We start from the raw sequence: 23852 nt of genomic DNA on the forward strand, positions 1-23852 counted from the left end.
CGAACTGGATAGAAGTCTAAGTTTGAGACCATCCACGACATTAGCATCCCGCCGACCGATCCAAGGCACCTTCATGAGCTTGACAGCATCCCACTTTGTCCCCACGCCCGTCGATGAGGTTTGGCGGTGGCACACCCGCCCGGGCGCCGTCGTCCGGCTCACCCCTCCGTTTATGCCCATGCGCCCTATCCGTCAGGCGCGCTCGCTTGCCGACGGCACAACCGTCTTTGCCCTGCCTGCCCGCCAGCGCTGGGTCGCGGAGCACGACCCCAACGGCTTCCGCGAGGGACACTCCTTCCGGGACACGGTGGTAAACCAGCCGTTCCGCGGTGCCACCAGGTGGGTGCACACGCACTCCTTCGAAGACGCTTCCGGAATGGGCACGCGCATCACCGACACCATCGACACCCGCGTCCCCGGGTTCCTGCTGGCACGCGCGGTCGCTTACCGCCAGCGCCAGCTCATCGGCGATGTCGAGTTCCTCTCCTCCCTGCCGGCGACGCGCCCGCTGACCGTTGCCGTGACGGGGGCCAGCGGCCTGGTGGGAACGGCGCTGTCGGCGCAGCTCACCACCGCCGGGCACACCGTTGTTCCCCTGACACGCGGCGCGGAAACCGCCGCGGGGGCGCGGTACTGGGATGTTGATGCGCCGGCGCCCGACCTCCTGCGCGGGGTGGATGCTGTTGTCCACCTCGCCGGGGAATCCATCATGGGGCGCTTCACCGCGGAGAAGAAGCGCCGCATTGAGGATTCGCGTGTGGGGCCGACGAAGCATCTCGCGCGCCTCGCTGCGGACAGCGGTATCTCCACGTTCATCTCCGCCTCCGGCGTCGGCTACTACGGCACCGACGCGGGCGGGCGCGAGCACGACGAGGGCGATCAGCGCGGGGCGGGATTCCTCGCCGGGGTTTGCGAGCGATGGGAGGAGGCCTCGCGCGCGGAGGGAATGCGCACCGTCAACGTGCGTACCGGCCTCGCCCTCTCCGGCGCCGGCGGGTTGCTGCCCCTGCTCAAGCTCTCCGCGTCCACTGGCCTGGGGGCGCGTTTCGGCGCCGGGAAGTTCTGGATGAGCTGGATCTCGCTGGACGACCTGACGGACATCTACATCCGCGCCCTCGTGGACACTTCGGTCGAAGGGCCCGTCAACGCGACCGCCCCGAACCCGGTGACCAACGAGGAATTCTCCGCCACCCTGACGAGCTTGTTGCACCGCCCCGATGTCGTGTCCATCCCGCGTTTCGCGCCGGCAGCGCTGCTCGGCAGGCAAGGCGCCGACGAGCTCGCGCTGGCGGACCAGCGCGTCATCCCGTCAGCTGCGCTCGCTGCGGGGGCGCGCATGCGCTACCCCACCCTTTTGAGCGCCCTCGCCCACGAGCTCGGGCGGGAGGCACTGGTAGAGCCTGCAGTGTCAGGGCCGTAAAGTCGGCGGGGTGAGCGAACAAACTACACCCGATGACCCCAACAACGACGTCCGCCCGGTCGACCTCGACGCCGTGGCGGCGATCCTTGCTGCGGAGGCACTCGAGCACCGCGTGGAGGCAAGCGGCGTGCGTACCGGTTTCGTCAATGCGGCGATGGTTTTCGCCATCGACAACGACACCCTCGTTTTCGAGGCCGTCTGGCGCGGCGAATTCCCCAAGGAGACCGCCTCTCAGGTGCTCTACGCCTGCAACGAGCACAACCAGTCCACCTTCGCGCCCACGCTGCGCTTCTTCGAAAGCGGCGACGACACCCTCGCCATTAGCGCGGTGCGCACCCTGGACATCACCCACGGCGCGTCCTTCAACCAGCTCGGCGCCTTCACTGTCAGCTCCATCGACGCGACGCTGCAGGCATTCGACTTCCTCGCCGCCACATTCCCGACCCTGGTCACCTGGGAGGACCCCCACAATGAGCACTAGCACTTTTGTCACCATCGACCGCGTCATCGCCGCGATGGAAAACCACGGCATTTCGCTTGTCGACGACCCCTCCGGGCGCACCGCCCACGCCAACATCAACGGCTTTGAGGTCATGTTCGTCATCCTCGACTCGGTGCTGATCGTGCGCACTGCGTCGGCCACGGAGGTGCCCTCCGACACACCGGACCCGACTCTGTACCTGGCGGCGAACCAGCTCAATTCCTCGCTTGCGGGTGCCCGTGCCATCGTGGTGAACCGTCAGCAGAACATTACGGTGCGCACCGAGGCCGAGATCCAGGTGGCGGCTGGGCTGACAGAGCAGCAGCTTTCTTCCGCCCTGAAGCGTGCCGTCGACGGAATCCTCCACGCACAAGACGCGCTCACGGTCACCGCCGAGCACTTCGAGCAGCTGCGCGACGACGCGGCGGGCACTGCTGACCCGGGCGAGTGAGAAAGGTTGCCCCGGGGGTTCAACTTTTCTCAGTTTCGCCAGGTCAAATTTTCAGCGGCCCAACATTTCTCACTGCGCCGGGATCCTGCTAGCGGCCAAGCTCGTGGCTGAGCGCCTCGAGTTCCCCGCCGCCGGCCATGTGGTGGGTGAGTTCGTCGAGAGTGATCTCAGCCCGCTCGGCGATAAGTTCCTGGCGGCCGAGCTTGAGGATGGTGAAGGTGTCGCCCACCAGAAAAGCATGGTGAGGGTTGTGGGTCACCAGCACTACGGCCACGCCGCGGTCGCGGGCCGCGGCGACGAAACGCAGGACCACACCTGACTGCTTCACTCCCAGCGCCGCGGTGGGCTCGTCGAGGATGATCACCCGCGCGCCGAAGTGGATCGCGCGGGCAATGGCGAGCACCTGGCGCTGACCGCCGGAAAGTTTGCCCGCCTCGACGTCCACGTCTGGGATGTCGATGCCCATCTCCCTGAGCGCCGCGGCGCAGCGCTCGCGCATCTGCGCCTCCTTCAACGCCCCGAGGAAGCCGGAGATCTCGTTGCCGAGGAAGAAGTTGCGCCACACGCTGAGCGAATCGACGATCGCGAGGTTCTGGTAGACGGTCGCGATGCCGCGGCCGATGGCGTCGCGGGGCGAGGAGAACGTGGCGGGGATGGCGTCGAGAAGCATCTCTCCGCTGGTTGGCTCGTGCAGACCCGACAGGATCTTGATCAGGGTCGACTTGCCCGCGCCGTTGTCACCGAGCACGCAGACGACCTTGCCCGCCTCGATGTCGAGGTCGACACCGCGCAGGGCATGAAAAGCGCCGTAGGACTTAGTGATGTTCTCGAGCTGGATAATTGCCATGTGCTCCCCTACCCGTTATTGGTGTACTTGGCGAAGGCGGTGTTGGTCAGCACCGCGAATAACAGCATCGCGCCGAGGAAGAACATGAACCAATCCGGGTTCCAGCCCGCGTAGACGATGCCCTGGTTGGTCATGCCGAAGATCAGCGCGCCGATCGCGGTACCGACTGCGGTCCCGCGGCCGCCGTTCATCGCGCAGCCGCCAATCACCGCGGCGATGATGTAGAGGAACTCGTTTCCGACTCCCTGCCCGGCCTGGATGGAGTCGAAGGCGAACAGGGTGTGCATGCCGACGAACCACGCCGCCAACGCGACGAGCATGAACAAGATGATCTTCACCCGGCCGACGGGAACGCCCGAGGCGCGCGCGGCATCCTGGTTGCCGCCGACGGCGAAGATCCAGTTGCCGAAGGTTGTTTTGAACAAGACGAACGACGCGAGCGCGACGAAGATCAGCCACCACACGACCGTGATGCGGATGCTGACCCCGCCGACACTAAAGGAGCTGGCAAAGAAGGCGCGGGCGGAATCGAAACCCGCCATGTCGGCGATGCCGGGCGTGGCCACCTGGCCCGTCACGAGCTTGGTCACCGCCAGGTTTAGGCCCTGCAGCATGAGAAATGCCGCCAGCGTGATCAGGAAGCTGGGGATACCGGTGCGGGTCACCAGCACACCGTTGAGCGCGCCGATCGCCAGCGAAATGCCCAAAGCAATGAGGGCGCCGACCCACACGTTGAGGTGCAGGTTGTAGTTCAGCATTGTCGCAGCCAGCGCAGCGGTTGTCACCGCGACACCGCTGGAGAGGTCGAACTCGTCACCAATCATGAGCAGGCCGACGGCGACGGCCACAATGCCCAAGGTCGAGCTGGCGTAGAGGATCGTCGCCACCGCGTCCCACGAGCGGAACGCGGGCGCCACAACCATGAACAAGGCGAAGATCAGCGCCAGGCCCAGCAGGCTGGCGAGCTCGGGTCGCCTGATGAGCGCGGCGAAACCAGTGTGCCTCCGCAGCCGGTCCTCGCCGGGTTTCACTGCCGTGCTCATCGCATGCCAGCCTTGGCGGCCTCCGCGATCTTCTCCACATTTGTCGCGTCTACGAAGCTGGGTCCGGTGTAGACGGGCTGCCCGCCGCCAATGGTTCCGCCGTTGCGCTTGGCCAGCCAGAGCGAGTCCACCGCCAGGTAACCCTGGAGGTAGGGCTGCTGATCCACCGCCCACTTGACGCGGCCGTCAGCGATGGCGTCGACAAGCTCGGCGTTGGTGTCGAAGGTGGCTATTTCGGCGTCGGAACCCGCGTCCTTGACCGCGTCTACGGCGCGCATGGCAACCGGGGCCTGCAGGCCGAAGACTGTGTCGATACTTGGGTCCTGCGCGAGCTTGGCCTGCATCGTCGCCTGCGCGGAGACGAGGTCCTGCCCGTTGACGTACAGCAGCTCGACGTCGCCACCGGCGCCGAGGCCGTCCTTCACCCCGGCGCAGCGGGCCTCTTGGGAGGAATTGCCCTGCTCGTGGATGACGCAGAGCACGTTCTTCGCCCCCTCCTCCTTGAGGCGTCCACCGGCAGCGGTGCCGGCGACGGTCTCGTCTTGGCCGAAGAAGCCGCTCAGTCCGAAGTCCTGGTAGTTGTTCATGCCGGCGTTGAGCCCGACGGTGGGAATGCCCGCCTCGACGGCGCGCTGGGCGGCCGGCCCAATGGCCTCCGCGTTCGGCAGGGTGACGGCGATGCCGTCTACACCGGCGTCGATCGCAGACTGCACAAGATTCGCCTGGTTAGGGGCCTGCGGGTCGGAGGAGTAGCGCAGCTCGATGTTGTCTTTCGCGGCGGCGTCCTCTGCTCCCTTACGCACGAGGTCCCAAAACGTGTCGCCAGGTGCGCCGTGGGACACCATCGCGACCACGTAGCGGGGCGTGTCCACGCCACCGGCGAGGTCTCCTCCCTCCGCCGGGCGAGACGCACCGCCGGTGGACGAGCACGCGGCGAGCGCAGCGGCGACGCCCAAAGAAATGGCACTAGCAACAATCTTTTTAGCTTTAGTCACCACACCATAGTGGGGTAGCCCATCTGACCTAGTCAAATGGGGTTTTGGCTGCTTGAATCGATCAAGAGCGGATGACCAGCGCCGTCAGTGAACAATTCAGTTCTCGGCCCGTCCCGTCAGTGAACCTCCCGAGCGAGGTAAAGCGGAACTAAAGGCGGACGTTAGGAATTAGCGAGGCGCTCGAGCTCGACCTCGGGATCGAAGTCGGCGTCGGGCCACGACAGGTTGAGCGACTTCAGCGCGTCGTACATCAGGGTCTTCACTACCGTCCGGCAGTAATCCTTGTTGTCGGACGGGATGCAGTACCACGGCGCGGCATCCGTCGACGTGCGCGTCATTGCGACCTGGTACGCGGCCATGTACTGCGACCAAAGCCTACGGTCGTCGATGTCTCCAGGGTTGTACTTCCAGTGCTTGTCCTCGCGCAGGATGCGCTCTTTGAGGTTTTCCGCCTGGAACTCGCGGGAAATGTGCGGCATGATCTTGATGATCTTCACGCCGCGCTCTACAAGCTTGTTCTCCCACTCGACGATCGCGCCGTAGCGGCGCTCGATCTCCTCCGGCGGTGCCATTTGCTTGACGCGCTGCACCAGGACATCCTCGTAGTGGGAGCGGTCGAACACCGAGATCATACCGGGCTCGGGCACGTGGGGCTCGAAGCGCCAGAGGAAGTCGTGCGCCCTTTCCTCCTCCGTCGGGGCGCCGAAGGCGCGCACCTTCACGCCCTGGAGGTCCATGGTGGCGCCGATGACGTGGCGGACAATTCCGCCCTTTCCGGAGGTGTCCATCCCCTGCAACACCAGGAGCACCGAACCTGCTTCAGCGTTGTCGGCCCGGGAGTTGGCGTAGAGCATCTCCTGCAAGTTTTCCAGATCGTCGTCGTGGTGCCCGAAGGCCTCATCAATGTCGTCCTCGCCGTCGAGGCCCGGGGTCGCGGACGGGTCCACGTCCGCGATCTGGAAGTGCTCGTCCACCCGGAAAGCCTTGGCTTCCTCCACGTTGATCTTTGACATGGTCGCTCCTTGCTGGGTTAGTTGCTACGAACCCCCAACTCTAGCGATTCAAGCTTCGGGCTTGACGACGCCCGGCTCCGCCACAATCTCACCCACAAAGGTGTCCTCGGGCTCACCGGTCAAATCCAGAGCTTCCGGGGCTTCGGGAGCCTGCGACTGCACGATGTCATCGAGCACCGCGTGAATGTACGGCGGCGCGGCCTTACCCGCGTACTCCTCCGCCATGGCGAGCGCGTTGGAGATGGCGATGGGCGCGTCTATCTCCTCATTGAAGAGGATCTCCCAGGCGGAGACACGCAGAATTTGGCGGTCGACGGCCGGAATACGGGCGAGCACCCAATTCTCGGAGAGAAACCGCTCGACGGCGTCGTCGACATCGTCGAGCTTCTCGGCCACACCCGCGACGATCGCGCGGGTGTATTCGGCGATGGGTGCGACGGCGTTGTGCGGATCCTGCGAGAGTTGGATGCGGTCCTCGACGACGGCGACTGGGTCGATGTCGCGCGTCTCGGCCTCGAACAGGATGTCCACGGCGCGGCGACGCGCCCGGTAACGCGCCCCGTGGCGCTTGTAATCAGCCATTACTGGTTGACACGGGAGAGGTACTCGCCCGTGCGGGTGTCCACCTTGACCACGTTGCCCGTTTCCAGGAAGAGCGGCACCTGGATCTCCGCACCGGTCTCGAGGGTGGCGGGCTTGGTGCCGCCGGTGGAGCGGTCGCCCTGCAGGCCAGGCTCGGTGTGCTCGACCTTCAGGTCGACGGAGATCGGCAGCTCCGCGAAGAGCGCCTCGCCCTCGTGGAAGGAGACCTGCACGCGCATGTTCTCGAGCAGGAAGCGGGCTGCGTCGCCGAATTTGTCGGCCGAAAGCTCGAACTGCTCGTAGGTCTTGTCGTCCATGACAACATAGCTGGTGCCGTCGTTGTACAGGTAGGTCATGTCGCGGCGGTCCACCGTCGCGGTCTCCACCTTCACGCCCGCGTTCCAGGTCTTGTCCACGGTCTTGCCTGAGACGACATCCTTGAGCTTCGTGCGCACGAACGCGGGACCCTTGCCCGGCTTGACGTGCTGGAACTCAATGATCTGCTGCAGCTTGTTGTCAACCTTGAGCACAAGACCGTTCTTGAAATCGGCGGTAGTTGCCACTTCTGAGCCTTCCTTCGGAGCTAGAGGATGGTATGCAAACACGACAATGCTACACCACCGGGCAAATCGCTAAATCACGGTGAGCTGCTTGTCCCACTCCGTGATGATCTTCGGGGCACCCGACGTGATGATCAGCGTGTCTTCGATACGCACCCCGCCCTTGCCCGGAACGTAAACCCCGGGCTCGATGGTCAGCAGCATGTTTTCCTTGAGAACACCGGTTCCCGTGCGCGCAGCGGCAGGCGCCTCGTGAACCTCGAGACCGATTCCGTGACCCGTGGAATGCACGAAATAGTCCCCGTAGCCGGCTTCGACGATGACGTCGCGCGCGGCCCGGTCGACGTCGGCAAGCTTCGTGCCCGGGGTGGCCGCGGCGACCCCGGCGAGCTGGGCACGCAGGACCACATCGTAAATTTCGGCGGCGAAGTCGGTGGCGTGGCCGATGACGAAAGTGCGCGTCATATCCGAGTTGAAGCCGAGTCGGTGCATTCCGAAGTCAATGGTGACCAGGTCGCCGTCGACAAGCGTGCGGTCGCCGGCGTTGTAGTGGGGCATGGCTGAATTCGGCCCAGAGGCGACGATGGTGTCGAAGCTCGGGCGCTCCGCGCCAAGGACGCGCATGCGGTACTCCAAGTCCGCCGCGACGTCGCGCTCGGTACGGCCGGCCGCCAACTCCCCGCTTGCAACGAGGCCGCTCAGGGCCTGCGCGGCGAGCTCCGCGGCCTCGGTGAGGCGCTGCAGCTCGAGTGGGTCCTTGGTCAGCCGGATCTCCTCCAGCACGCCCGTTACCGGCACAAGTGTGACACCCTCCGGACAGGCTTTCTTCAATCGCTCCAGGGCAGCGACAGAGACGTAATCCGCCTCGAAGCCGACCCGGCGGCCTTCCGCGACGGAGGAGAGCAGGGCTTCGGCGCACTGCCGCTCGATCACGGCCTCGATGTCAGGGACCTCGGCGGCAATTTGGGTGGTGTAGCGGCCATCAGTGGATATCGACGCGGTGAGGTCCTTGGCCACTTTAAGCGCTGCATTCGAGCCGCTGAAACCGGACAGGTAGCGGACGTGGATTAGGTTGGTCACCAACATCTCGTCGACACGCTGCGCCGCGAGCATGCTCGCCAGCTTGCGGCGGCGGGTGGCGAAACGGGTATCAACAAGCGGCATGGTTCCTCCTGGCGAAATAGTCGAGCGCGAGGTCGTACCCCGTCGTCCCGAGGCCAGCGATCACACCGGCGGCAATCGGCGACAGGTACGAGTGGCGGCGGAACTCCTCGCGGGCGTGGACGTTGGAAATGTGGACCTCGATAAAACCCGCGCCGTCGGCAACCTCAGCCAGCGCATCACGCAACGCGACCGAGGTGTGGGTGAACCCGCCGGGGTTGATCACAACGGGCCAGCGGGCGTCGGCCGCCTCGTGCACCCAGCCAATCAATTCACCCTCGTGATTGGACTGGCGGCACTCGAGATCCACGCCGAGTTCTCCGGCCTTCACACCCAGCCGCTTCTCGACGTCCGCGAGCGTCTCCGATCCGTAAACATCCGGCTGCCTCTTGCCCAGTCGATTGAGGTTCGGGCCATTAAGTACTAGAACCTTCATGAGATTGCAGCGTACGCCTCGCGCATCTCGTCCACGGTCGCATCCTCAATTCTCGTGCAGGATCCGAGACCGTCGAGCACGACGAAGCGCACGCGCCCGTCACGGTTCTTTTTGTCGCGGGTCATGGCCTCGTAGAGTTCGTCGAACGCGTCGGCGTCGTAGGTTGTGGGCAAGCAGATCCCGTCCATGATCTGTTTGTGCATGTCGACGATGTCATCGCCAATCAGCCCGCGGTTGCGTGCGAGGTGCGCGACGAACATCATGCCCACGGCGACGGCGTTGCCGTGTCGCCAGGCGTAGTTCTCCCGCAGTTCGATTGCGTGGCCGAGGGTGTGGCCGTAGTTGAGCATCTCGCGCAGGCCCGACTCCTTGAGATCCTGGCCCACCACAGAAGCCTTGACGGCGACGGAGCGCTCCACCAGCTCGGCGTAATGCGCCTGGGGGTTGTCAAGGTAGAGCTCGAGGATCCGCGGGTCCGCGATGAAACCGGTCTTGATCAGCTCCGCCGAACCAGAGATCAGCTCCTCTTCGGGGAGGGTGACCAAGCGCTCCAAGTCGATAAACACAGAGTCCGGCACGTGGAAACTGCCGACGAGGTTCTTGCCGGCCGCGGTGTTGATTCCGGTCTTACCCCCGACAGCCGCGTCCACCATGCCCAGTAACGAGGTCGGCACCTGGATCACCTTGATGCCGCGCATCCACGTCGCGGCCACGAAACCAGCCAGGTCAGTCGCGGCACCTCCGCCAACCCCGACAATCACGTCCTGGCGGCCGAAACGCTTTTCACCGAGCAGAGCCCACAATCCGGCAGCGACGTCGAGGGACTTTCCACCCTCTGCGTCGGGCACGGGAGCGAGGATGCACTCGACATGGCTGGAGGCGAGGTTGCTGCAAATTTCGCGGGCCACCGCCGCCAGCGGCACCTGGTGCACGATGAGAACTTTCCGCGCCCCGATGTCCGCGACGCGTTGCGACACTTCGTCCAGGTTGCTGTGCCCGATGTGAACCTTATACGGCGATGGCCCGTTGACCTTGACGACTGTCATGCCTTTATTCCTTTCCTCTACTGGGAATCGATGATTCCCAGTACCTCTGCCACCACTCGCTGCGGCGGCCGCTCGTCTGTGCGCACCCGGTAATCCGACACCTCGCGGTACAGGTGTTCGCGGGAGGCGAGGAGGTCGCGGTAGTGCTGGGCGGGATCAGCGGAGCTGAGGACCGGACGTGACGTTTCGTTCGCCGTGCGCCTGATACCCTCCTCCGCGCTCACGTCGATCCAGACAACGGTGTGGGCTTGCAGGAGCGTGCGGGTGGCGTCGTTAAGCACCGCTCCCCCGCCAAGGCTGACCACGCCGCCGGTGGCTAGCGCGCGGGCCACGTAGGTCGCCTCGATTTCGCGGAAGCGCTTCTCGCCGTTCTCGACGAACACGTCGCCGCACGCCTTGCCTTCACCCTGTTCAATGAGTTCGTCCGAATCGACGAGGGGCAGATTCAGCGCGCTCGCTAAACGACGACCAATGGTCGTCTTGCCCGCACCTGGCGGGCCGACGAGGACGACGCGTGGGCGAGAATGCACCACGGGAGTCACCACGTCGGCGCCGGTGCTGAGTGGCTCAATCATCCTGACCTCCGAAACTCAAACGCTGTGAAACATAGTCATTGTAGGAGATAATGTTGCGCTCGACCTCTCGAAGACTGTCGCCGCCGAACTTCTCGGCCACAGCGCGGGCGAGGACAAGAGCCACCATCGCCTCGGCGACGACGCCGCCGGCGGGCACGGCACACACGTCCGAGCGCTGGTGGATGCCGGTCGCTGCCTCCCCGGTTGCCATGTCCACCGTGCGCAGCGCGCGCGGGACAGTCGAGATCGGCTTGAAGGCGGCGCGCACGCGCAGCTGCTCGCCGTTTGTCATGCCCCCCTCGAGACCGCCGGCGCGGTTAGTCAGGCGATGGACCCCGGCGCCGTCCCGCACCATCTCGTCGTGAGCTGCCGAACCCCGGCGGCGCGCCTCCTCGAAGCCGTCGCCGATCTCCACCCCCTTGACGGACTGGATCCCCATCACGGCCGCGGCCAGCTGGGCGTCGAGACGCGCGTCGCCCGAGATGTGGGAGCCGAGGCCGATGGGCAGGCCGTCGACTGCGACCTCGACGATGCCGCCGAGGGTGTCACCGTCTTTCTTCGCCGCCTCGATGCGGGAGATCATGTCCTCCTCCGCGGCCGTGTCGAACGCCCGCACCGGGGAAGCGTCGACGGCCCCCATGTCGGCAGGCGTGGGCGCGGCACCGTGGTAGGGAGCGGATTCACCGATGGAGATGACGTGGGAGACGACCTCCACACCGAGGGCCTCGCGCAGAAAAGCGCGCGCGACGGCTCCGGCCGCGACGCGGGCGGCCGTCTCGCGCGCCGAGGAACGCTCCAAGATGGGACGGGCGTGAAGGTGCCCGTACTTGACCATGCCCGCGAAGTCCGCGTGGCCCGGCCGCGGACGGGTCAGCTCGGCGCCTCGTCCGGAACTCATGGCCTTGGCCACCTCGGGGTCCTCCATATCCACGGGCTCCGGGGACATGATGGTGGTCCACTTCGGCCACTCCGTGTTGCCGATCTGGATGGCAATGGGGCTGCCGATGGTCGCACCGTGGACGATGCCGCTCAGCAGGGTAAGTTCGTCGGCCTCAAACTTCATCCGCGCACCGCGGCCGTAACCGAGCCGGCGGCGCGCCAGCTGGTGCGCGATGTCGTCTTTGTTGACGGGAACACCGGCCGGCATGTTCTCAATCATGGCGATGAGCGCCTGGCCGTGCGATTCCCCAGCGGTAGTCCAACGAAGCATGCGCAACATTGTCTCACAGGTCAGGCCCGCATAACCCATAGAGTGCGACGAGCCAGGCCGCCACGAGCATCGACGGCCCGTGCGCGAGGACTGCGCGGCGGGTGACAAGCGCGCCGAGCAGGGTGAACAGGCTGGACAGCAGGACGACCGCCACCACGGCGCCGGCTCCGCCGACCGCCGCGCACACCACCCCGAGGGGAAGCGCCAGCTTGACGTCTCCCCCGCCGACACCCTTGCCCGACGCGAGGTAGGCGGCAGGCCACGCCAAACCCCACAGGCCAACCGGCCACGCCAGAATCGCGGCGGAGGCGAGGCATACCGCGGGCAACGTGAGCCAGTCCGGCAGGCGCAGCCGCGTCACGTCGTAGTACACCAGAGCGGCGCTCCACCCTAGCGCCGCCAACCCCCCGATCAACATGCCGGGGAGTCTACGTCACCCAGTCTGACGCTGGCGGTGCTCCACGAGCGCCGCGCGCATCGCATCGCGGGGGGCAGCGACACCGGTGAACTGCTCGAACTGAGAGAAAGATTGCTCGGCGAGCATGACTAGGCCGCCCACTGACGTGTACCCGTTGGAAGCCGCCGCAGTCGCCAAGGGTGTCGGCCACGGGTCGTAGATGACGTCGAGCACGGGCGCGTGGGCTAGCGCGCCAGCGTGCTCATCCAATGCGCGGGCGGGAACGGTGGAGACGATCACGTCCGCCTCCACCGCCAGCGCCTCGATATCCGCGTCGAAGGTGGCGAAATCCAGGTCGGCACCGCGCACCAGCGGCGCGACCTCGGCGGAGCGGTCGCTGCGGTTGAGCACAGTGAGCTTGTCGACGCCCCGCTCCCCCAACGCCCACAGCGCTGGCCGGGCAGTACCCCCGGCACCGATGACAAGGGCCGACGACACAGGGACCCCGCCCAGCAAGGCGTCCAGTGCCCCTGTAATGCCCTCGCAGTCGGTGTTGTCCGCGCGCCACCCACCGTCGATCCGTGTCAGTGTGTTCGCGGAACCAATCGCCGCTGCGCGTTCGCTGACCTCGGTGGCGAACTCGAGGGCGGCGAATTTTGCCGGCATGGTCACGGAGAATCCGCGGAAGGATCCATCCGAGCCGGCCACGACCCCCGGCAGCTGGTCTGCCGTGCACTCGATCCGGGAGTACTGCCAGCCGCTGAGGCCAGCCGCGGCGTAACCCGCGTTGTGCAGCACCGGTGACAGGGAGTGCTCAATGGGTGAGCCCAGGACAGCGGCGCGGTGCGTGACCTGCATTAGCGTTGGGAGTCCAAGACGCCGGACTCGTAGGCGCGCTGGGTATCTTCGAGGTGCTGCTCGAAGGTGTCGTTGAACACCGTCGTGCCGTCCTTGTCGACCGTGACGAAGAACAGCCAGTTGCCCTCCGCCGGGTTCTCCATCGCGGTGATGGCCTCCATCGACGGCGACGCAATCGGCGTCTCCGGCAGGCCGTCCATGGCGTAGGTGTTCCACGGGGTCACGCGCTGGCGGGCGGTGTCGCCCGTCGCCACCTCGACGGTGGGCAGGTCGTAGTTGACGGTGGAGTCGAACTCGAGACGCATCGGGGTCTTGAGGCGGTTGAGGATCACGCGCGCGACCTTGTCGAACTCCCCTGCCGGGGCCTCGCGCTCGACCAGCGACGCCGCGACGAGCAGCTCGTACGGCGTCAGGCCGACGGCTTGCGCGCGGGCGACGATGTCAGTCGCCTCGTACTGGCTGGCGGAGCGGGTGATGAGGTCGGAGAGGATCGCATCCGCGTCCGCACCCGGGTCCACGGTGTACTCGCCCGGTGCAATGAGCCCCTCGAGCCGCTTCGGGTCGCCCGCGCGGGCCGCTACGGTCTCCACCGCCCACTCGGGGACGCCGAGCTGGGCTGGGTCGGCGTTCGCGGCGACGTCGTGAAGCTTTTCCGCGGTCACACAGTCCTGCGTCGGTTTATCCCCGCACGACACCTGCTGAATCTGCGAGTAAATGCCCTGGCGGGTCTGGCCGCCGACGACGTTGACGTCCATCAGGGTGGCGCCACCGTGGACTTGGAGCGGGATGATGCGGTTGGCCGGGTCAAGCAGCGCGGCGACGGCCGCGTCAGCGCTCATCCCGGACTGGAGGCGGTAGAAACCGGGCTGGATGCTGTGGGAGTCGGGGTTGGCCATCGCCGCGGACTGGAAGGCGGAGTTGGATTTCACAATGCCCTTCTCCTCCAGCTGGGGGCCCAGGGCGGAGACGCTGGAGCCCTCGGCGATCTCGACCACCTGCTCCTCTCCGGTACCAGCGCCGCGGAAGTCTCCCCCGCCAGAGTTGCGCGAGAGCGCAATCCACGCGATGAGGCCCACGATAAGCAGGATGGAAACGACGACGACGGCGGTGCCGCGGGTGCGCTGCCCGGAAAGCTGTCGAGAATTCACTGCTGAGTCTCCTTGAGTTTGGTGAGTCGGCCATCGAGCCACGATTGAAGAATTTCCACCGCGGCGGCTTGGTCGATGAGTCGGCGACCCGCCTTTTCGCTGACACCGGAGGAACGGAGAGCATGGGTGGCGGCGACGGTGGTCAGCCGCTCATCCCCCATCCTGACAGCGACGTCACTGCGCCGCCGGATCCGGAATGCGATCTCCTTGGCGTGTTTCACACTTGCGGATCCGTTGCCCTTCAGATCCCGCGGCAGACCGACGACAACTTCGACGGCGTCGTACTCCCCGATGAGGGCGAGGATGCGCTCGATGTCCGCGCCGTCGCGGTCCTTGAAACCGGTCACCCGGTCGACGGTTTCCACAGGCATGGCAAGACGCGCCTCCCGGTCGGAGGCTGCGACGCCGATGCGCACCGTTCCGACATCGAGCCCGATGCGGCGCCCCTCGCCGGGGTCGTCCACACCAGGTGTGTCGGGGTGCACCTTCATACGTCAGTCCTCGCTCGGGCTTCTACAGTCTTGCCTCGGACCCACTTTGTGTCCGGTTCGTTATCTTACGGTACGGGAAACGAACTGCGGGTAACTACCGCTGGGCCAACTCGTCGCGCACCGCACCCAACGCGGCGGTGATCCCTTGCACGTCCGAGCCTGAGCCCTGCGCGAGATCAGGCTTTCCGCCACCCTTGCCGGCGACGTATCCGCCGATGAGCTTGACTAGGTCGCCGGACTTCACACCCGCGTCGACAGCCGCTTTCGTCGCCGCTGCAGCGAAGGGGACCTTGCCGCCGTCCGTTGAGGCCAGCACGACCACACCCGGTTCGGCGCCGAGGCGCTCGCGCACGTCCGCGGCCACGGTGCGCAGGTCTCCCGCGCCGATGCCGTCGGGCAGCTGCAGCGCCACGAGGGTGAACGAGCCGACGCGCTCCGCCTTGGCCACGTAGTCCGCCGTCTGGCTGACCAGCTGCTGGCGGTGCAGTGCCTCGATCTCTTTCTCGGCGGCGCGGAGGCGCTCGGTGAGCTGGGCGATCCGGTCAGGCAGCTGCTCAGTCGGGGTCTTCAACTCGGCGGCCAGACCGGAGGCGAGGGCGGCTTCGCGTGAGAAGTAACGGAAGGACTCCAATCCCGAATATGCCTCGATGCGGCGGGCACCGGACCCGACGGAGGACTCGCCCAGCACGGCGACCGGGCCAATCTGCGAGGAGTGGGCCACATGGGTGCCGCCGCACAGCTCGATCGAGAACGGGCCGCCGATCTCCACAACGCGGACGCTGTCACCGTAGTTTTCACCGAACAGCGCCATGGCGCCCATCGCCTTCGCCTCCTTCAGGGAGGTCTCGATGGTGTTGACGGCGAAATCGGCGTCGACTGCCTGGTTGGTGATAGTGGTGATCTCACGCAGCTGCTCCTCGCTGAGCTGCTCGGTGTAGTTGAAGTCGAAGCGCAGGTAACCGGGCTTGTTCAGCGAGCCAGCCTGGACTGCCGTCGGGCCGAGCACCTGGCGCAGCGCGGCGTGAATGAGGTGTGTTGCGGTGTGTGCCTGGCGTGCGCCGTGCCGCCATGCACCGTCGACCTCGGTGGTGACGGCTTGTCCCACATCGAGCCCGCCGTTCTGCACGGTGGCCTTGTGCACCCACAGTTTCTTGCCTATCTTCTGCACGTCGTTGACGTTGAGCACCGTGTCGCCCACGACGATGCGCCCGCGGTCGCCCATCTGGCCGCCCGCTTCGGCGTACATCGGCGTGACGTCGAGGATGACCTCTACCTCATCGCCCTGGGACACCTCGCCTACCTTCTCGCCCTCGCGCACGAGGCCGATGACGGTACCGTCATGGGTCAGTTCGCTAAAGCCGACGAACTCTGTGGGGGCGGAGTCGACCCACTCACGGTAGAGCGACTCATCGACGTTGCCCTGCTTCTTCGCCTTGTTGTCCGCCTTGGCGCGCTGGCGTTGGGCGGCCATCTCGGTGTTGAAGGCGTCCATGTCCACCTCGAGGCCGGCCTCTCGCGCCATTTCGAGGGTGAGGTCGATGGGGAAGCCGTACGTGTCGTGCAGCTCGAAGGCCTGAGCGCCCGGCAGAGTAGCGGCACCGGAGGACTTGATGGACGCCGCGGCCTCTTCGAAGCGGTGGGTTCCGGATTCCAGGGTCTTCATGAAGGCCCTCTCCTCGGCGGTGGCGACGCGCAGAATTCGCTCGCGGTTCTCCGCAATCTCCGGGAAGGACGGGGTCATGGTGTCCGTGATCGTGTTCATGAACGTCTCCAGCACGTGGCCGGTCGCACCCAGCAGGCGGGCGGAGCGCACGATACGGCGCAGCAGGCGGCGCAGGATGTAGCCGCGCCCCTCGTTCGACGGGGTCACGCCGTCGAGGATGACCATCATGGCGGTGCGCGAGTGGTCGGCGATCACGCGGAACCGGACGTCGTCAAGCGTGTTGCCCGTGTTGTAGGCGCCGCCGGTGAGGTCGACGGCCGCGTCGATGACGGGCCGCAGCAGGTCCGTTTCGTACACATTGTCCACACCTTGCAGGATGCACGCGACGCGTTCCACACCCATGCCGGTATCGATGTTCTTCTTCGGCAGCTCGCCAATGATTTCGAAACCGCCCTTCTTATCGCCCGCGCCGCGGATGGACTCCATGAACACCAGGTTCCAGATCTCCAGGTAGCGCGTGTCGTCGGCGATCGGGCCACCTTCTTTTCCATGCTCGGGGCCGCGGTCGTAGTAAATTTCGGAACACGGGCCGCAGGGCCCGGGCACTCCCATGGACCAGAAATTGTCCTCCATTCCCATGCGCTGGATGCGCTCGGCGGGCACGCCGATCTTCTTCTCCCAGATGTCAGCCGCCTCGTCGTCGTCGAGGTAGACGGTGACCCACAGGCGCTCCGGGTCAAGGCCGTACCCGCCCTGCTCCGCGGGGTCAGTCAGCAGCGACCACGCGTGGGTGATCGCTCCCTCCTTGAAGTACTGGCCGAACGAGAAGTTGCCCGCCATCTGGAAGAACGTGTTGTGGCGGGTGGTGATACCCACCTCCTCGATGTCGAGAGTGCGCACACACTTCTGGATCGACGTGGCGGTTCCGCTCTCGAACGGCGGGGTCTGCTGGCCCAGGAAGTAGGGCTTGAACGGCACCATGCCCGCATTGACGAACAGCAGCGTCGGGTCGTCCAAGATCAGCGACGCGCTCGGCACCGGCGTGTGCCCTGCGTTGGCAAAGTGCTGGGTGAAGCGCTCTCGGATCTCATGAGTCTGCACGTGCGATGTCCTTACATTCTGGGGTGACGTAAATCGCGAACCACTTTACCCGCGTCCCCGCTGGCACCCGTTGTCGCCGTTCACTTACCGCGCACCATGCGGCGCAACCGCCCGAGATATTCCTTGATCCGATTCTCGGCGCCGTGCTCGGACGGTTCGTAGTACACGGCGTCGTCGAGGCCTTCGGGAATGTAGCGTTGCTCCACCACGCCGCGCGGGTAGTCGTGCGGGTACTCGTAACCCACGGCATTACCCATCGCCTCGGCGTTCTTGTAATGGCCGTCGCGCAGATGCGGCGGTACGGGCCCGGCCTTGCCCTCGGCGACATCGGCCTGCGCCCGGTTGATAGCGGTGTAGACAGCGTTGCTTTTCGGCGCAGTGGCGAGGTGCACCGTCGCCTGCGCCAGCGCGAGACGGCCCTCGGGCATGCCAATGAACTGCACTGCCTGCGCGGCAGCGGAGGCAGTCTGCAGCGCGGTCGGGTCGGCCATGCCGATATCTTCGGAAGCGTGGATGACCAGCCGGCGGGCGATGAACCGGGGGTCCTCCCCTGCCTCGATCATCCGCGCGAGGTAGTGCAGCGCGGCGTCGACATCGGAACCTCGGATGGATTTGATGAACGCGGAGACCACGTCGTAGTGCTGGTCGCCGTCGCGGTCGTAGCGCACCACGGCACGGTTGACGCTGTCGCGGACCACCTCAACCGTGATGGTTTCGCCCTCGCCGACCGCCTCCGCCGCAGCCTCGAGGTAGGTCAGCGCGCGCCGGGCGTCGCCGCCAGCCAGTAGCACTAGCTGCTCCCGGGCCGCGCTGTCGAGCGCCTTCGCCCCGCCGACACCGCGGTCTTCCTCCATCGCGCGGTCGAGTACGCGCCCGATGTCGGAGGGCTCGAGCGAGTGCAGCTGAAGCAGGAGGGAACGCGACAGCAGTGGAGCCACGACGCTAAACGACGGGTTCTCCGTCGTTGCGGCAACCAGGAGCACGGTCCGGTTTTCCACCGCGGCCAGCAGCGCGTCCTGTTGCGTCTTGGAAAACCGGTGAACCTCGTCAATGAACAGCACCGTCTTCTCCCCCCGCGCCAGGTCGCGGCGGGCATGGGCGATGACTTCACGGACCTCTTTGACGCCGGAAGAAAGGGCGGAAAGGCCGACGAAATTCTGGCCCATCGTCGACGCGATCAGTGAAGCGACCGTGGTTTTCCCGGTGCCGGGCGGGCCGTAGAGGATAACGGATGCCGCGCCGGATCCCTCAACGAGGCGGCGCAGCGGCTTGCCCTTCCCGAGGACGTGCTCCTGCCCCACGACCTCGTCGAGGGTGCGCGGACGCATCCGCGCGGCCAGCGGAGCCGACTCCCCGACCTCGAACAGACTGGAGCCGCGGCTGCCTGCCGAGCTCGCCGCCTGCTCGTTTCCGAACAAACCCTCCTGCATTAGGCCGGTCCTAGCTCAGCCGGCGGGCGACGCTGCGGGCGAATTCGGAGATCACCAGGTACGCCGTGTCGCGCCCGGTTCCCGCGTAGCGTCCCAGCGCCTCGAACGTCTCGTACAGGTCGCGCCGGACGAGCTTCTCGTCATGGGTGAAGGGGCCCTCTGTGGCGGGGCGCAGCAAGTCGCCGCTGACCTCGAACTCCTCAAGGTGCATTGCCGAACCGACCTCGACACCCGCCGCCGCGAAGTCGGCGGCGATGGTCTCGTCATGGTCCCACACGTCGCCGAGCGCATTGACGTTGAGCACCGAGACACTCGACAGCGCCCAAGCGACGAGCGCGGCGGTGATCCGGGCTTGAAGCGTGTCCTCGTGCAAGACCTCGGGCCAGATCCCACCGACTTCGCGAACCCACGTGTCCACGAACACCTGCACCTCGTCATCGCTGATCGGCAGCGTGGAGATGTAGTTGGGGAACCCGGCGATGACGAAGGCGAGGTCGAAAGTGACATCGCGGAAACCCGCCCACTCGTAGTCGAGGAAGTGGACCGAGTTCGAGTAGATGACGTTGTCCGGTGCCAGGTCGAACGGCGTGAACGCGCGGTTTCCACCCGTGAGAAGCCGCGAGCTCATGTTTCCGGCAGTTACGCGGACCTCGTTCGGGATCTCAAGACCGGACTGCTCCACCATCTCGAGCCCGACGCGGATTCGGTGCAAGAGGATGCGGTCGCGCAGATTCTGCACGCCCGCCGTGCCCGTGTGAATCTTCGTCAGTCGCGAAAACAGCACGTTGAAGGCTGCTTCCTTGCCTGCGGTGCCGGCATGCATCCTGCCGAGCGCCGCCCCGAGGGTACGCAGGACGTTCACTCGCTTCTCCGGGTCGGAATCTGTGAGCAGCGACTCAAGGGTGTCCCCGTCCCCAGAGTCGGTAATGATGACGATGCGCTGGTCCACGTCGTAACCGAGCAGCACAGGCCCGGGCCGGACGTCCTCGCTCAGCGACGTGGTGAACTGGTACGCACCCACTTCGCGCAGGTAGGCGGCGTCTTCGACCGGGTCCCCGGTTAACGGAGAGTGCTTGACGACGACCGAGCGGTGCTGCAGGAAAGGATTCGCGGCCACCTTTGCCCTATATACGCCCGCGAATCCTGACCCGGGCAACCGGGTGGCGTCGATAAGCTTCTGCGATCCGCCGTAGCGGCGGGTGAGGATTGCCTCTGCCGCCGTGATGACGTCGCTTCGCTCCATGGGGGTCTCCTTAATTGGGCGCACCTGCGGCTTCGGTTCCTGCGTCCTTCTTGGGCTTGAAGTCCACACCGGTCTCCTTGCGCTGCGCCGCCGGGATGGGGGCCGGGGCGTCTGTCAGCGGGTCGACGCCGCCGCCGGACTTCGGGAAGGCGATGACGTCGCGGATCGAGTCGAATCCGCCGAGCAGGGAGACGATGCGGTCCCAGCCGAAGGCGATGCCGCCGTGCGGAGGTGCGCCGAAAGAGAATGCCTCGAGCAGGAAGCCGAACTTCTCCTGAGCCTCTTCCTCGGTGATGCCCATGACCCCAAATACGCGTTCCTGCACGTCGCGCTCGTGGATACGGATGGACCCGCCGCCGATCTCGTTGCCGTTGCACACGATGTCGTAGGCGTAGGCGAGGGCCTCGCCCGGCTCAGCGTCGAAGGAGTCGATGTACTCCGGCTTCGGGGAGGTGAACGCGTGGTGCACAGCGGTCCACTTCGAGTGGCCGAGTGCGACGTCGCCGGAGGCGGTGGCGTCGGCGGACGGCTCGAACAGCGGCGCGTCGACGACCCACGTAAAGGCCCAGTCGCCGTCCTTAATCAGGTCGAGCTTGCGGGCGATCTCGCCGCGGGCGGCGCCGAGCAGCGAGCGGGAGCTCTTGGTGTCACCGGCGGCGAAGAAGATGCAGTCACCCGGCTTCGCGCCAACGTGGTCGGCGATGCCGGCCTTCTCCGCGTCAGTGATGTTCTTGGCCACCGGGCCACCGAGTTCCCCGTCCTCCTGGACGAGGATGTACGCCAGGCCCTTGGCCCCGCGCTGTTTGGCCCACTCCTGCCACGCGTCGAGCTGGCGCCGCGGCTGGGAGGCACCGCCTTCCATGACAACGGCTCCGACGTACTCGTTCTGGAACACGCGGAAGGTGGTGTCCTGGAAATATTCGGTGCAGTCGACCAACTGGATGCCGAAGCGCAGATCCGGCTTGTCGGAGCCGTACTTCTCCATCGCGTCCTTGTGGGTCATACGCGGGATCGGCGTGGTGATGTCGTAGCCGATGAGCTTCCACAGCTCCACCAGAATCTCCTCGGCCAGGGCAATAATGTCGTCCTGGTCGACGAAACTCGCCTCGATGTCGAGCTGGGTGAACTCCGGCTGGCGGTCAGCGCGGAAGTCCTCGTCGCGGTAGCAGCGGGCGATCTGGAAGTATCGCTCCATGCCTGCGACCATGAGCAGCTGCTTGAACAGCTGCGGCGACTGCGGCAGGGCGTACCAGGAACCCGGGCGCAGACGGGCCGGCACGAGGAAGTCGCGGGCTCCCTCCGGGGTGGAGCGGGTCAAAGTGGGGGTCTCGATCTCGGTGAAGTCGTGCTTGTCCAACACCGCGCGCGCGGCGCGGTTGACGTCGGAACGCAGGCGCAGCGCGTTGGCCTGGCGCTCGCGGCGCAGGTCGAGGTAACGGTACTTCAGGCGCGTCTCCTCGCCGACCTCGTTGGAGGAAAAGTCCTCCACCTGGAACGGCAGCGCCGCAGATTTGTTCAGCACCTTGAGCTCAGTAGCGTTGACCTCGATCTCGCCGGAGGCGAGGTTCGGGTTAGCCGAGCCCTCGGGGCGCGGCTCGACCACGCCGGTGACCTGGACACAGAACTCGCTGCGCAGGTCGTGAGCGGTCTGCGCCACCTCGGACTCACGGAACACAACCTGGGCAAGCCCCGAGCGGTCGCGCAGGTCGATGAAGATCACGCCTCCGTGATCCCGGCGGCGCGAGACCCAGCCAGTCAGGGTGACGGTCTGGCCATCGAGTTCTTTGCGGAGGTCTCCGGCGAGGTGGGTGCGCAGCACTGTTGTTTCCACGTCCTTCTTGTCACGGGCCTTGCCACGGCCCGATAACGGGCCAGGGCGAGGAGGTTAGTTAACGGCCCTTAACTCTACTCCTTCACCCGGACACGCGACCGGCAACCCCGCCCGGTCCGGGTGGCCTCCACCGCGGTGTGAAATTGGGGGAATCAACTGCACACTCGCTGTGATTGTTTGGCAAAATCACCGCCATGACTTTCAAGAGCAGCTACCAGCGCACCGGTAACCGCGCGACGACCAGTTCCGGCGGCGGCATGGGTGGTGCACCCATGATGATTGGCGGCGGAGGAATCGGCACCCTCCTCCTCATCGGCCTCTTCCTTCTTTTCGGCGGCAGTGGAGGCGGCGGCCAGCTCCCCGCGCCGCAGAACAACTCAAACCAGGTCTCCGACGGAGGAAGCTACAACCTGGACCACTGCAACTCACCGGGTGCGGCGAACGAGTACGCCGACTGCCGCGTCGAGGCCACCGCGGTGTCCGTCGACGCGGTATGGGAGGACATTCTGCCCGCTGAGGCCGGCATCGAGTACGTCCAGCCGGGTATGCACCTTTTCCAGGACTCCACGAACTCCGGGTGCGGGCGCGCTTCTGCCCAGACGGGTCCGTTCTACTGCCCTGCAGATACAACCGCGTACTTTGACGTGAGCTTTTTCAACCAGCTGGAGCAGCTCGGTGGCTCGGACGCGTCGCTGGCCCAGATGTACGTCGTCGCCCACGAGATCGGCCACCACATCCAGAAGCTTGAGGGAACCCTTGGGATGAGCAACTACAACAACCCGGGCGAGGATTCCGCCGCGGTCGCCATCGAGTTGCAGGCGGATTGCTACGCCGGTCTGTGGGCGTCGCACGCCGACAAGGGCGAAGATGCGATCCTCGAGCCGATCACCCAGGAGCAGCTTTCCGCAGCGATTCAGACCGCACGCGCCGTGGGTGATGACAATATCCAGAAGCGCTCGGGAGGAGACGTCAACCCCGATCTGTGGACCCACGGTTCATCCCAGCAGCGCGAGGAGGCGTTCGTCCGCGGTTACCAGGGCGGCCACATGCGCTCCTGCGACTACCTCAACCGCAACGCCTACTCCTAAGCCATGGAGCACAACCGCGCCACGGCTTTCCTCGCCGCATTCAACGACATTGAGGCGTTCCTTCGAGACGTGTTGAACGCCAAGAAGTCCGACGGGTTCACCTGGATGGCCAACCTCGCCGCCAAGAAGGGCCACATCAGCCGCGATCAAGTCGACGACTTGAAGGAGTACGCGGAGCTGCGCAACGCGATCAGCCACGGTGCCTACCGCGACCTGCGTCCCATTGCGGAACCCCTGCCTGAGACGGTGTCCGAGATCGAGAGAATCCGCGACTCCTTGCTCTCGCCGGCGCTCGCCATGGACGTTGTCGGACCGCAGAAGGTTGTGACCTTTGAGCCCGGCGACGACATCCACGAGCCGCTGGCTGTGATCCGCGACACCGACATCTCCCAGTTTCCCGTGTACGACGGCGGCGAGTGCGTCGGGCTTCTCACCACCAACGCCATCGCACGCTGGGTGTCTGCGGACCTCGGCGCGGACGACAAACTCGACGCGAAGACCGTCGGTGAGGCGTTGCAATACGCCGAGACGCAGGACCAAGCGGTGTTTCTCCCGCGTCAGGCGAGCGCAACCAGTGCGGTCGAGGCACTGACCACGCCGCTTGGCGACGGTGCCTTGCCCCGGCTCGCCATCATCACCGAGCACGGCAAACCCTCCCAGCGCCCCCTCGCCGTTGTCACGGCGTCGAATATTCCGGAACTGGTCGCCGCGATCTGACCGGCCCACCGCCGCGGGAATATGTGATGTGTCACCATTGTTCCACTACAGTGGAAGGAACGCAT

The 23852-nt window shown here is 65.7% G+C and carries 24 protein-coding genes; 5 read left to right on the forward strand and 19 right to left on the reverse strand.

Annotation, left to right across the window (positions count from 1 at the left end; all coding sequences use genetic code 11):
* Positions 1 to 73 precede the first annotated feature (73 nt).
* Genes G7Y29_RS05860 through G7Y29_RS05870 form a run of 3 tightly spaced genes read left to right on the forward strand, consistent with a single transcriptional unit; the run spans position 74 to position 2352 of the window.
* Positions 74 to 1420, forward strand: coding sequence for a TIGR01777 family oxidoreductase (locus G7Y29_RS05860; RefSeq protein ID WP_165003947.1), 1347 nt, complete (start codon positions 74 to 76; stop codon positions 1418 to 1420).
* Positions 1421 to 1430: 10 nt separating this feature from the next.
* The gene (locus G7Y29_RS05865) at positions 1431 to 1901 is read left to right on the forward strand and encodes a YbjN domain-containing protein (protein WP_165003945.1); all 471 of its coding nucleotides are present in this window, start codon (positions 1431 to 1433) and stop codon (positions 1899 to 1901) included.
* Positions 1891 to 2352, forward strand: a complete 462-nt coding sequence (locus G7Y29_RS05870; protein WP_165003943.1) for a YbjN domain-containing protein — start codon at positions 1891 to 1893, stop codon at positions 2350 to 2352. Before G7Y29_RS05865 ends, G7Y29_RS05870 begins: the two co-directional genes overlap by 11 nt.
* A gap of 88 nt (positions 2353 to 2440) precedes the next feature.
* Here the strand turns inward: G7Y29_RS05870 and G7Y29_RS05875 are convergent, their stop codons facing one another.
* The 19 genes from G7Y29_RS05875 to aspS form a co-directional block, all read right to left on the reverse strand.
* Positions 2441 to 3199 (reverse strand): ATP-binding cassette domain-containing protein, encoded by a 759-nt coding sequence (locus G7Y29_RS05875; protein ID WP_165003941.1) that lies wholly within the window; start codon positions 3197 to 3199, stop codon positions 2441 to 2443.
* A gap of 8 nt (positions 3200 to 3207) precedes the next feature.
* Positions 3208 to 4242, reverse strand: a complete 1035-nt coding sequence (locus tag G7Y29_RS05880; RefSeq protein ID WP_165003940.1) for an ABC transporter permease — start codon at positions 4240 to 4242, stop codon at positions 3208 to 3210.
* On the reverse strand, positions 4239 to 5237 hold the full coding sequence (locus tag G7Y29_RS05885) for a substrate-binding domain-containing protein (RefSeq protein WP_165003939.1): 999 nt from the start codon (positions 5235 to 5237) through the stop codon (positions 4239 to 4241). Before G7Y29_RS05885 ends, G7Y29_RS05880 begins: the two co-directional genes overlap by 4 nt.
* Before the next feature lie 161 nt (positions 5238 to 5398).
* Positions 5399 to 6250 carry a PPK2 family polyphosphate kinase gene (locus tag G7Y29_RS05890; RefSeq protein WP_165003938.1) on the reverse strand — a complete coding sequence of 284 codons (852 nt, stop codon included), beginning with the start codon at positions 6248 to 6250 and terminating at the stop codon, positions 5399 to 5401.
* 48 nt (positions 6251 to 6298) lie between these two features.
* A complete protein-coding gene (gene nusB, locus G7Y29_RS05895) occupies positions 6299 to 6832 on the reverse strand; it encodes a transcription antitermination factor NusB (RefSeq protein ID WP_165003937.1) in 534 nt (177 codons plus the stop codon).
* Complete coding sequence (gene efp, locus G7Y29_RS05900) at positions 6832 to 7395, reverse strand: elongation factor P (protein WP_165003936.1); 564 nt, start codon at positions 7393 to 7395, stop codon at positions 6832 to 6834. Before efp ends, nusB begins: the two co-directional genes overlap by 1 nt.
* 69 nt (positions 7396 to 7464) lie before the next feature.
* A complete protein-coding gene (locus G7Y29_RS05905; protein WP_165003935.1) occupies positions 7465 to 8556 on the reverse strand; it encodes an aminopeptidase P family protein in 1092 nt (363 codons plus the stop codon).
* Positions 8543 to 8989: a type II 3-dehydroquinate dehydratase gene (aroQ, locus tag G7Y29_RS05910; RefSeq protein WP_165003934.1), complete on the reverse strand. Its 447-nt coding sequence runs from the start codon at positions 8987 to 8989 to the stop codon at positions 8543 to 8545. Before aroQ ends, G7Y29_RS05905 begins: the two co-directional genes overlap by 14 nt.
* The gene (aroB, locus tag G7Y29_RS05915) at positions 8986 to 10035 is read right to left on the reverse strand and encodes a 3-dehydroquinate synthase (protein ID WP_165003933.1); all 1050 of its coding nucleotides are present in this window, start codon (positions 10033 to 10035) and stop codon (positions 8986 to 8988) included. The genes aroQ and aroB overlap by 4 nt, the downstream gene beginning before the upstream one ends.
* Before the next feature lie 17 nt (positions 10036 to 10052).
* Entirely contained in the window at positions 10053 to 10610 is a 558-nt protein-coding gene (locus G7Y29_RS05920; RefSeq protein WP_165003932.1) for a shikimate kinase, read from the reverse strand.
* Positions 10603 to 11820, reverse strand: a complete 1218-nt coding sequence (gene aroC, locus G7Y29_RS05925) for a chorismate synthase (protein WP_165003931.1) — start codon at positions 11818 to 11820, stop codon at positions 10603 to 10605. The genes G7Y29_RS05920 and aroC overlap by 8 nt, the downstream gene beginning before the upstream one ends.
* Before the next feature lie 13 nt (positions 11821 to 11833).
* The gene (locus G7Y29_RS05930) at positions 11834 to 12238 is read right to left on the reverse strand and encodes a prepilin peptidase (protein ID WP_165003929.1); all 405 of its coding nucleotides are present in this window, start codon (positions 12236 to 12238) and stop codon (positions 11834 to 11836) included.
* 15 nt (positions 12239 to 12253) lie between these two features.
* Positions 12254 to 13075 carry a shikimate dehydrogenase gene (locus tag G7Y29_RS05935; RefSeq protein ID WP_165003928.1) on the reverse strand — a complete coding sequence of 274 codons (822 nt, stop codon included), beginning with the start codon at positions 13073 to 13075 and terminating at the stop codon, positions 12254 to 12256.
* Complete coding sequence (gene mltG / locus G7Y29_RS05940) at positions 13075 to 14223, reverse strand: endolytic transglycosylase MltG (RefSeq protein ID WP_165003927.1); 1149 nt, start codon at positions 14221 to 14223, stop codon at positions 13075 to 13077. Before mltG ends, G7Y29_RS05935 begins: the two co-directional genes overlap by 1 nt.
* The gene (ruvX, locus tag G7Y29_RS05945) at positions 14220 to 14714 is read right to left on the reverse strand and encodes a Holliday junction resolvase RuvX (RefSeq protein ID WP_165003926.1); all 495 of its coding nucleotides are present in this window, start codon (positions 14712 to 14714) and stop codon (positions 14220 to 14222) included. The genes mltG and ruvX overlap by 4 nt, the downstream gene beginning before the upstream one ends.
* Before the next feature lie 94 nt (positions 14715 to 14808).
* The gene (gene alaS, locus G7Y29_RS05950) at positions 14809 to 17478 is read right to left on the reverse strand and encodes an alanine--tRNA ligase (RefSeq protein ID WP_165003925.1); all 2670 of its coding nucleotides are present in this window, start codon (positions 17476 to 17478) and stop codon (positions 14809 to 14811) included.
* An 80-nt stretch (positions 17479 to 17558) separates the two neighbouring features.
* Positions 17559 to 18908 carry a replication-associated recombination protein A gene (locus G7Y29_RS05955; RefSeq protein WP_165003924.1) on the reverse strand — a complete coding sequence of 450 codons (1350 nt, stop codon included), beginning with the start codon at positions 18906 to 18908 and terminating at the stop codon, positions 17559 to 17561.
* Between the two features lie 10 nt (positions 18909 to 18918).
* A complete protein-coding gene (locus tag G7Y29_RS05960; RefSeq protein WP_165003923.1) occupies positions 18919 to 20151 on the reverse strand; it encodes a phosphotransferase in 1233 nt (410 codons plus the stop codon).
* 10 nt (positions 20152 to 20161) lie between these two features.
* Positions 20162 to 21970 (reverse strand): aspartate--tRNA ligase, encoded by a 1809-nt coding sequence (gene aspS / locus G7Y29_RS05965; protein WP_165004270.1) that lies wholly within the window; start codon positions 21968 to 21970, stop codon positions 20162 to 20164.
* A gap of 206 nt (positions 21971 to 22176) precedes the next feature.
* Here aspS and ypfJ point away from each other — a divergent pair, with 206 nt between their 5' ends.
* Positions 22177 to 23070, forward strand: a complete 894-nt coding sequence (ypfJ, locus tag G7Y29_RS05970) for a KPN_02809 family neutral zinc metallopeptidase (RefSeq protein ID WP_165003922.1) — start codon at positions 22177 to 22179, stop codon at positions 23068 to 23070.
* Between the two features lie 3 nt (positions 23071 to 23073).
* Entirely contained in the window at positions 23074 to 23787 is a 714-nt protein-coding gene (locus G7Y29_RS05975; RefSeq protein WP_165003921.1) for a CBS domain-containing protein, read from the forward strand.
* The last annotated feature ends 65 nt before the right edge of the window (positions 23788 to 23852 follow it).

The sequence above is a fragment of the Corynebacterium qintianiae genome (genome assembly GCF_011038645.2).
GTDB lineage: Bacteria > Actinomycetota > Actinomycetes > Mycobacteriales > Mycobacteriaceae > Corynebacterium > Corynebacterium qintianiae.

What these genes read in the sequence shown, in the direction of transcription:
- G7Y29_RS05905 (WP_165003935.1), bottom strand. Translation starts at nt 8,556, where the DNA reads ATGCCGCTTGTTGATACCCGTTTCGCCACCCGCCGCCGCAAGCTGGCG.
- ruvX (WP_165003926.1), bottom strand. Translation starts at nt 14,714, where the DNA reads ATGAAGGTGCACCCCGACACACCTGGTGTGGACGACCCCGGCGAGGGG.
- G7Y29_RS05860 (WP_165003947.1), top strand. Translation starts at nt 74, where the DNA reads ATGAGCTTGACAGCATCCCACTTTGTCCCCACGCCCGTCGATGAGGTT.
- ypfJ (WP_165003922.1), top strand. Translation starts at nt 22,177, where the DNA reads ATGACTTTCAAGAGCAGCTACCAGCGCACCGGTAACCGCGCGACGACC.
- aroB (WP_165003933.1), bottom strand. Translation starts at nt 10,035, where the DNA reads ATGACAGTCGTCAAGGTCAACGGGCCATCGCCGTATAAGGTTCACATC.
- G7Y29_RS05960 (WP_165003923.1), bottom strand. Translation starts at nt 20,151, where the DNA reads ATGGAGCGAAGCGACGTCATCACGGCGGCAGAGGCAATCCTCACCCGC.
- G7Y29_RS05890 (WP_165003938.1), bottom strand. Translation starts at nt 6,250, where the DNA reads ATGTCAAAGATCAACGTGGAGGAAGCCAAGGCTTTCCGGGTGGACGAG.
- G7Y29_RS05930 (WP_165003929.1), bottom strand. Translation starts at nt 12,238, where the DNA reads ATGTTGATCGGGGGGTTGGCGGCGCTAGGGTGGAGCGCCGCTCTGGTG.
- G7Y29_RS05880 (WP_165003940.1), bottom strand. Translation starts at nt 4,242, where the DNA reads ATGAGCACGGCAGTGAAACCCGGCGAGGACCGGCTGCGGAGGCACACT.
- G7Y29_RS05975 (WP_165003921.1), top strand. Translation starts at nt 23,074, where the DNA reads ATGGAGCACAACCGCGCCACGGCTTTCCTCGCCGCATTCAACGACATT.
- G7Y29_RS05870 (WP_165003943.1), top strand. Translation starts at nt 1,891, where the DNA reads ATGAGCACTAGCACTTTTGTCACCATCGACCGCGTCATCGCCGCGATG.
- G7Y29_RS05920 (WP_165003932.1), bottom strand. Translation starts at nt 10,610, where the DNA reads ATGATTGAGCCACTCAGCACCGGCGCCGACGTGGTGACTCCCGTGGTG.
- G7Y29_RS05875 (WP_165003941.1), bottom strand. Translation starts at nt 3,199, where the DNA reads ATGGCAATTATCCAGCTCGAGAACATCACTAAGTCCTACGGCGCTTTT.
- aroC (WP_165003931.1), bottom strand. Translation starts at nt 11,820, where the DNA reads ATGCTTCGTTGGACTACCGCTGGGGAATCGCACGGCCAGGCGCTCATC.
- G7Y29_RS05935 (WP_165003928.1), bottom strand. Translation starts at nt 13,075, where the DNA reads ATGCAGGTCACGCACCGCGCCGCTGTCCTGGGCTCACCCATTGAGCAC.
- nusB (WP_165003937.1), bottom strand. Translation starts at nt 6,832, where the DNA reads ATGGCTGATTACAAGCGCCACGGGGCGCGTTACCGGGCGCGTCGCCGC.
- G7Y29_RS05955 (WP_165003924.1), bottom strand. Translation starts at nt 18,908, where the DNA reads ATGCAGGAGGGTTTGTTCGGAAACGAGCAGGCGGCGAGCTCGGCAGGC.
- aroQ (WP_165003934.1), bottom strand. Translation starts at nt 8,989, where the DNA reads ATGAAGGTTCTAGTACTTAATGGCCCGAACCTCAATCGACTGGGCAAG.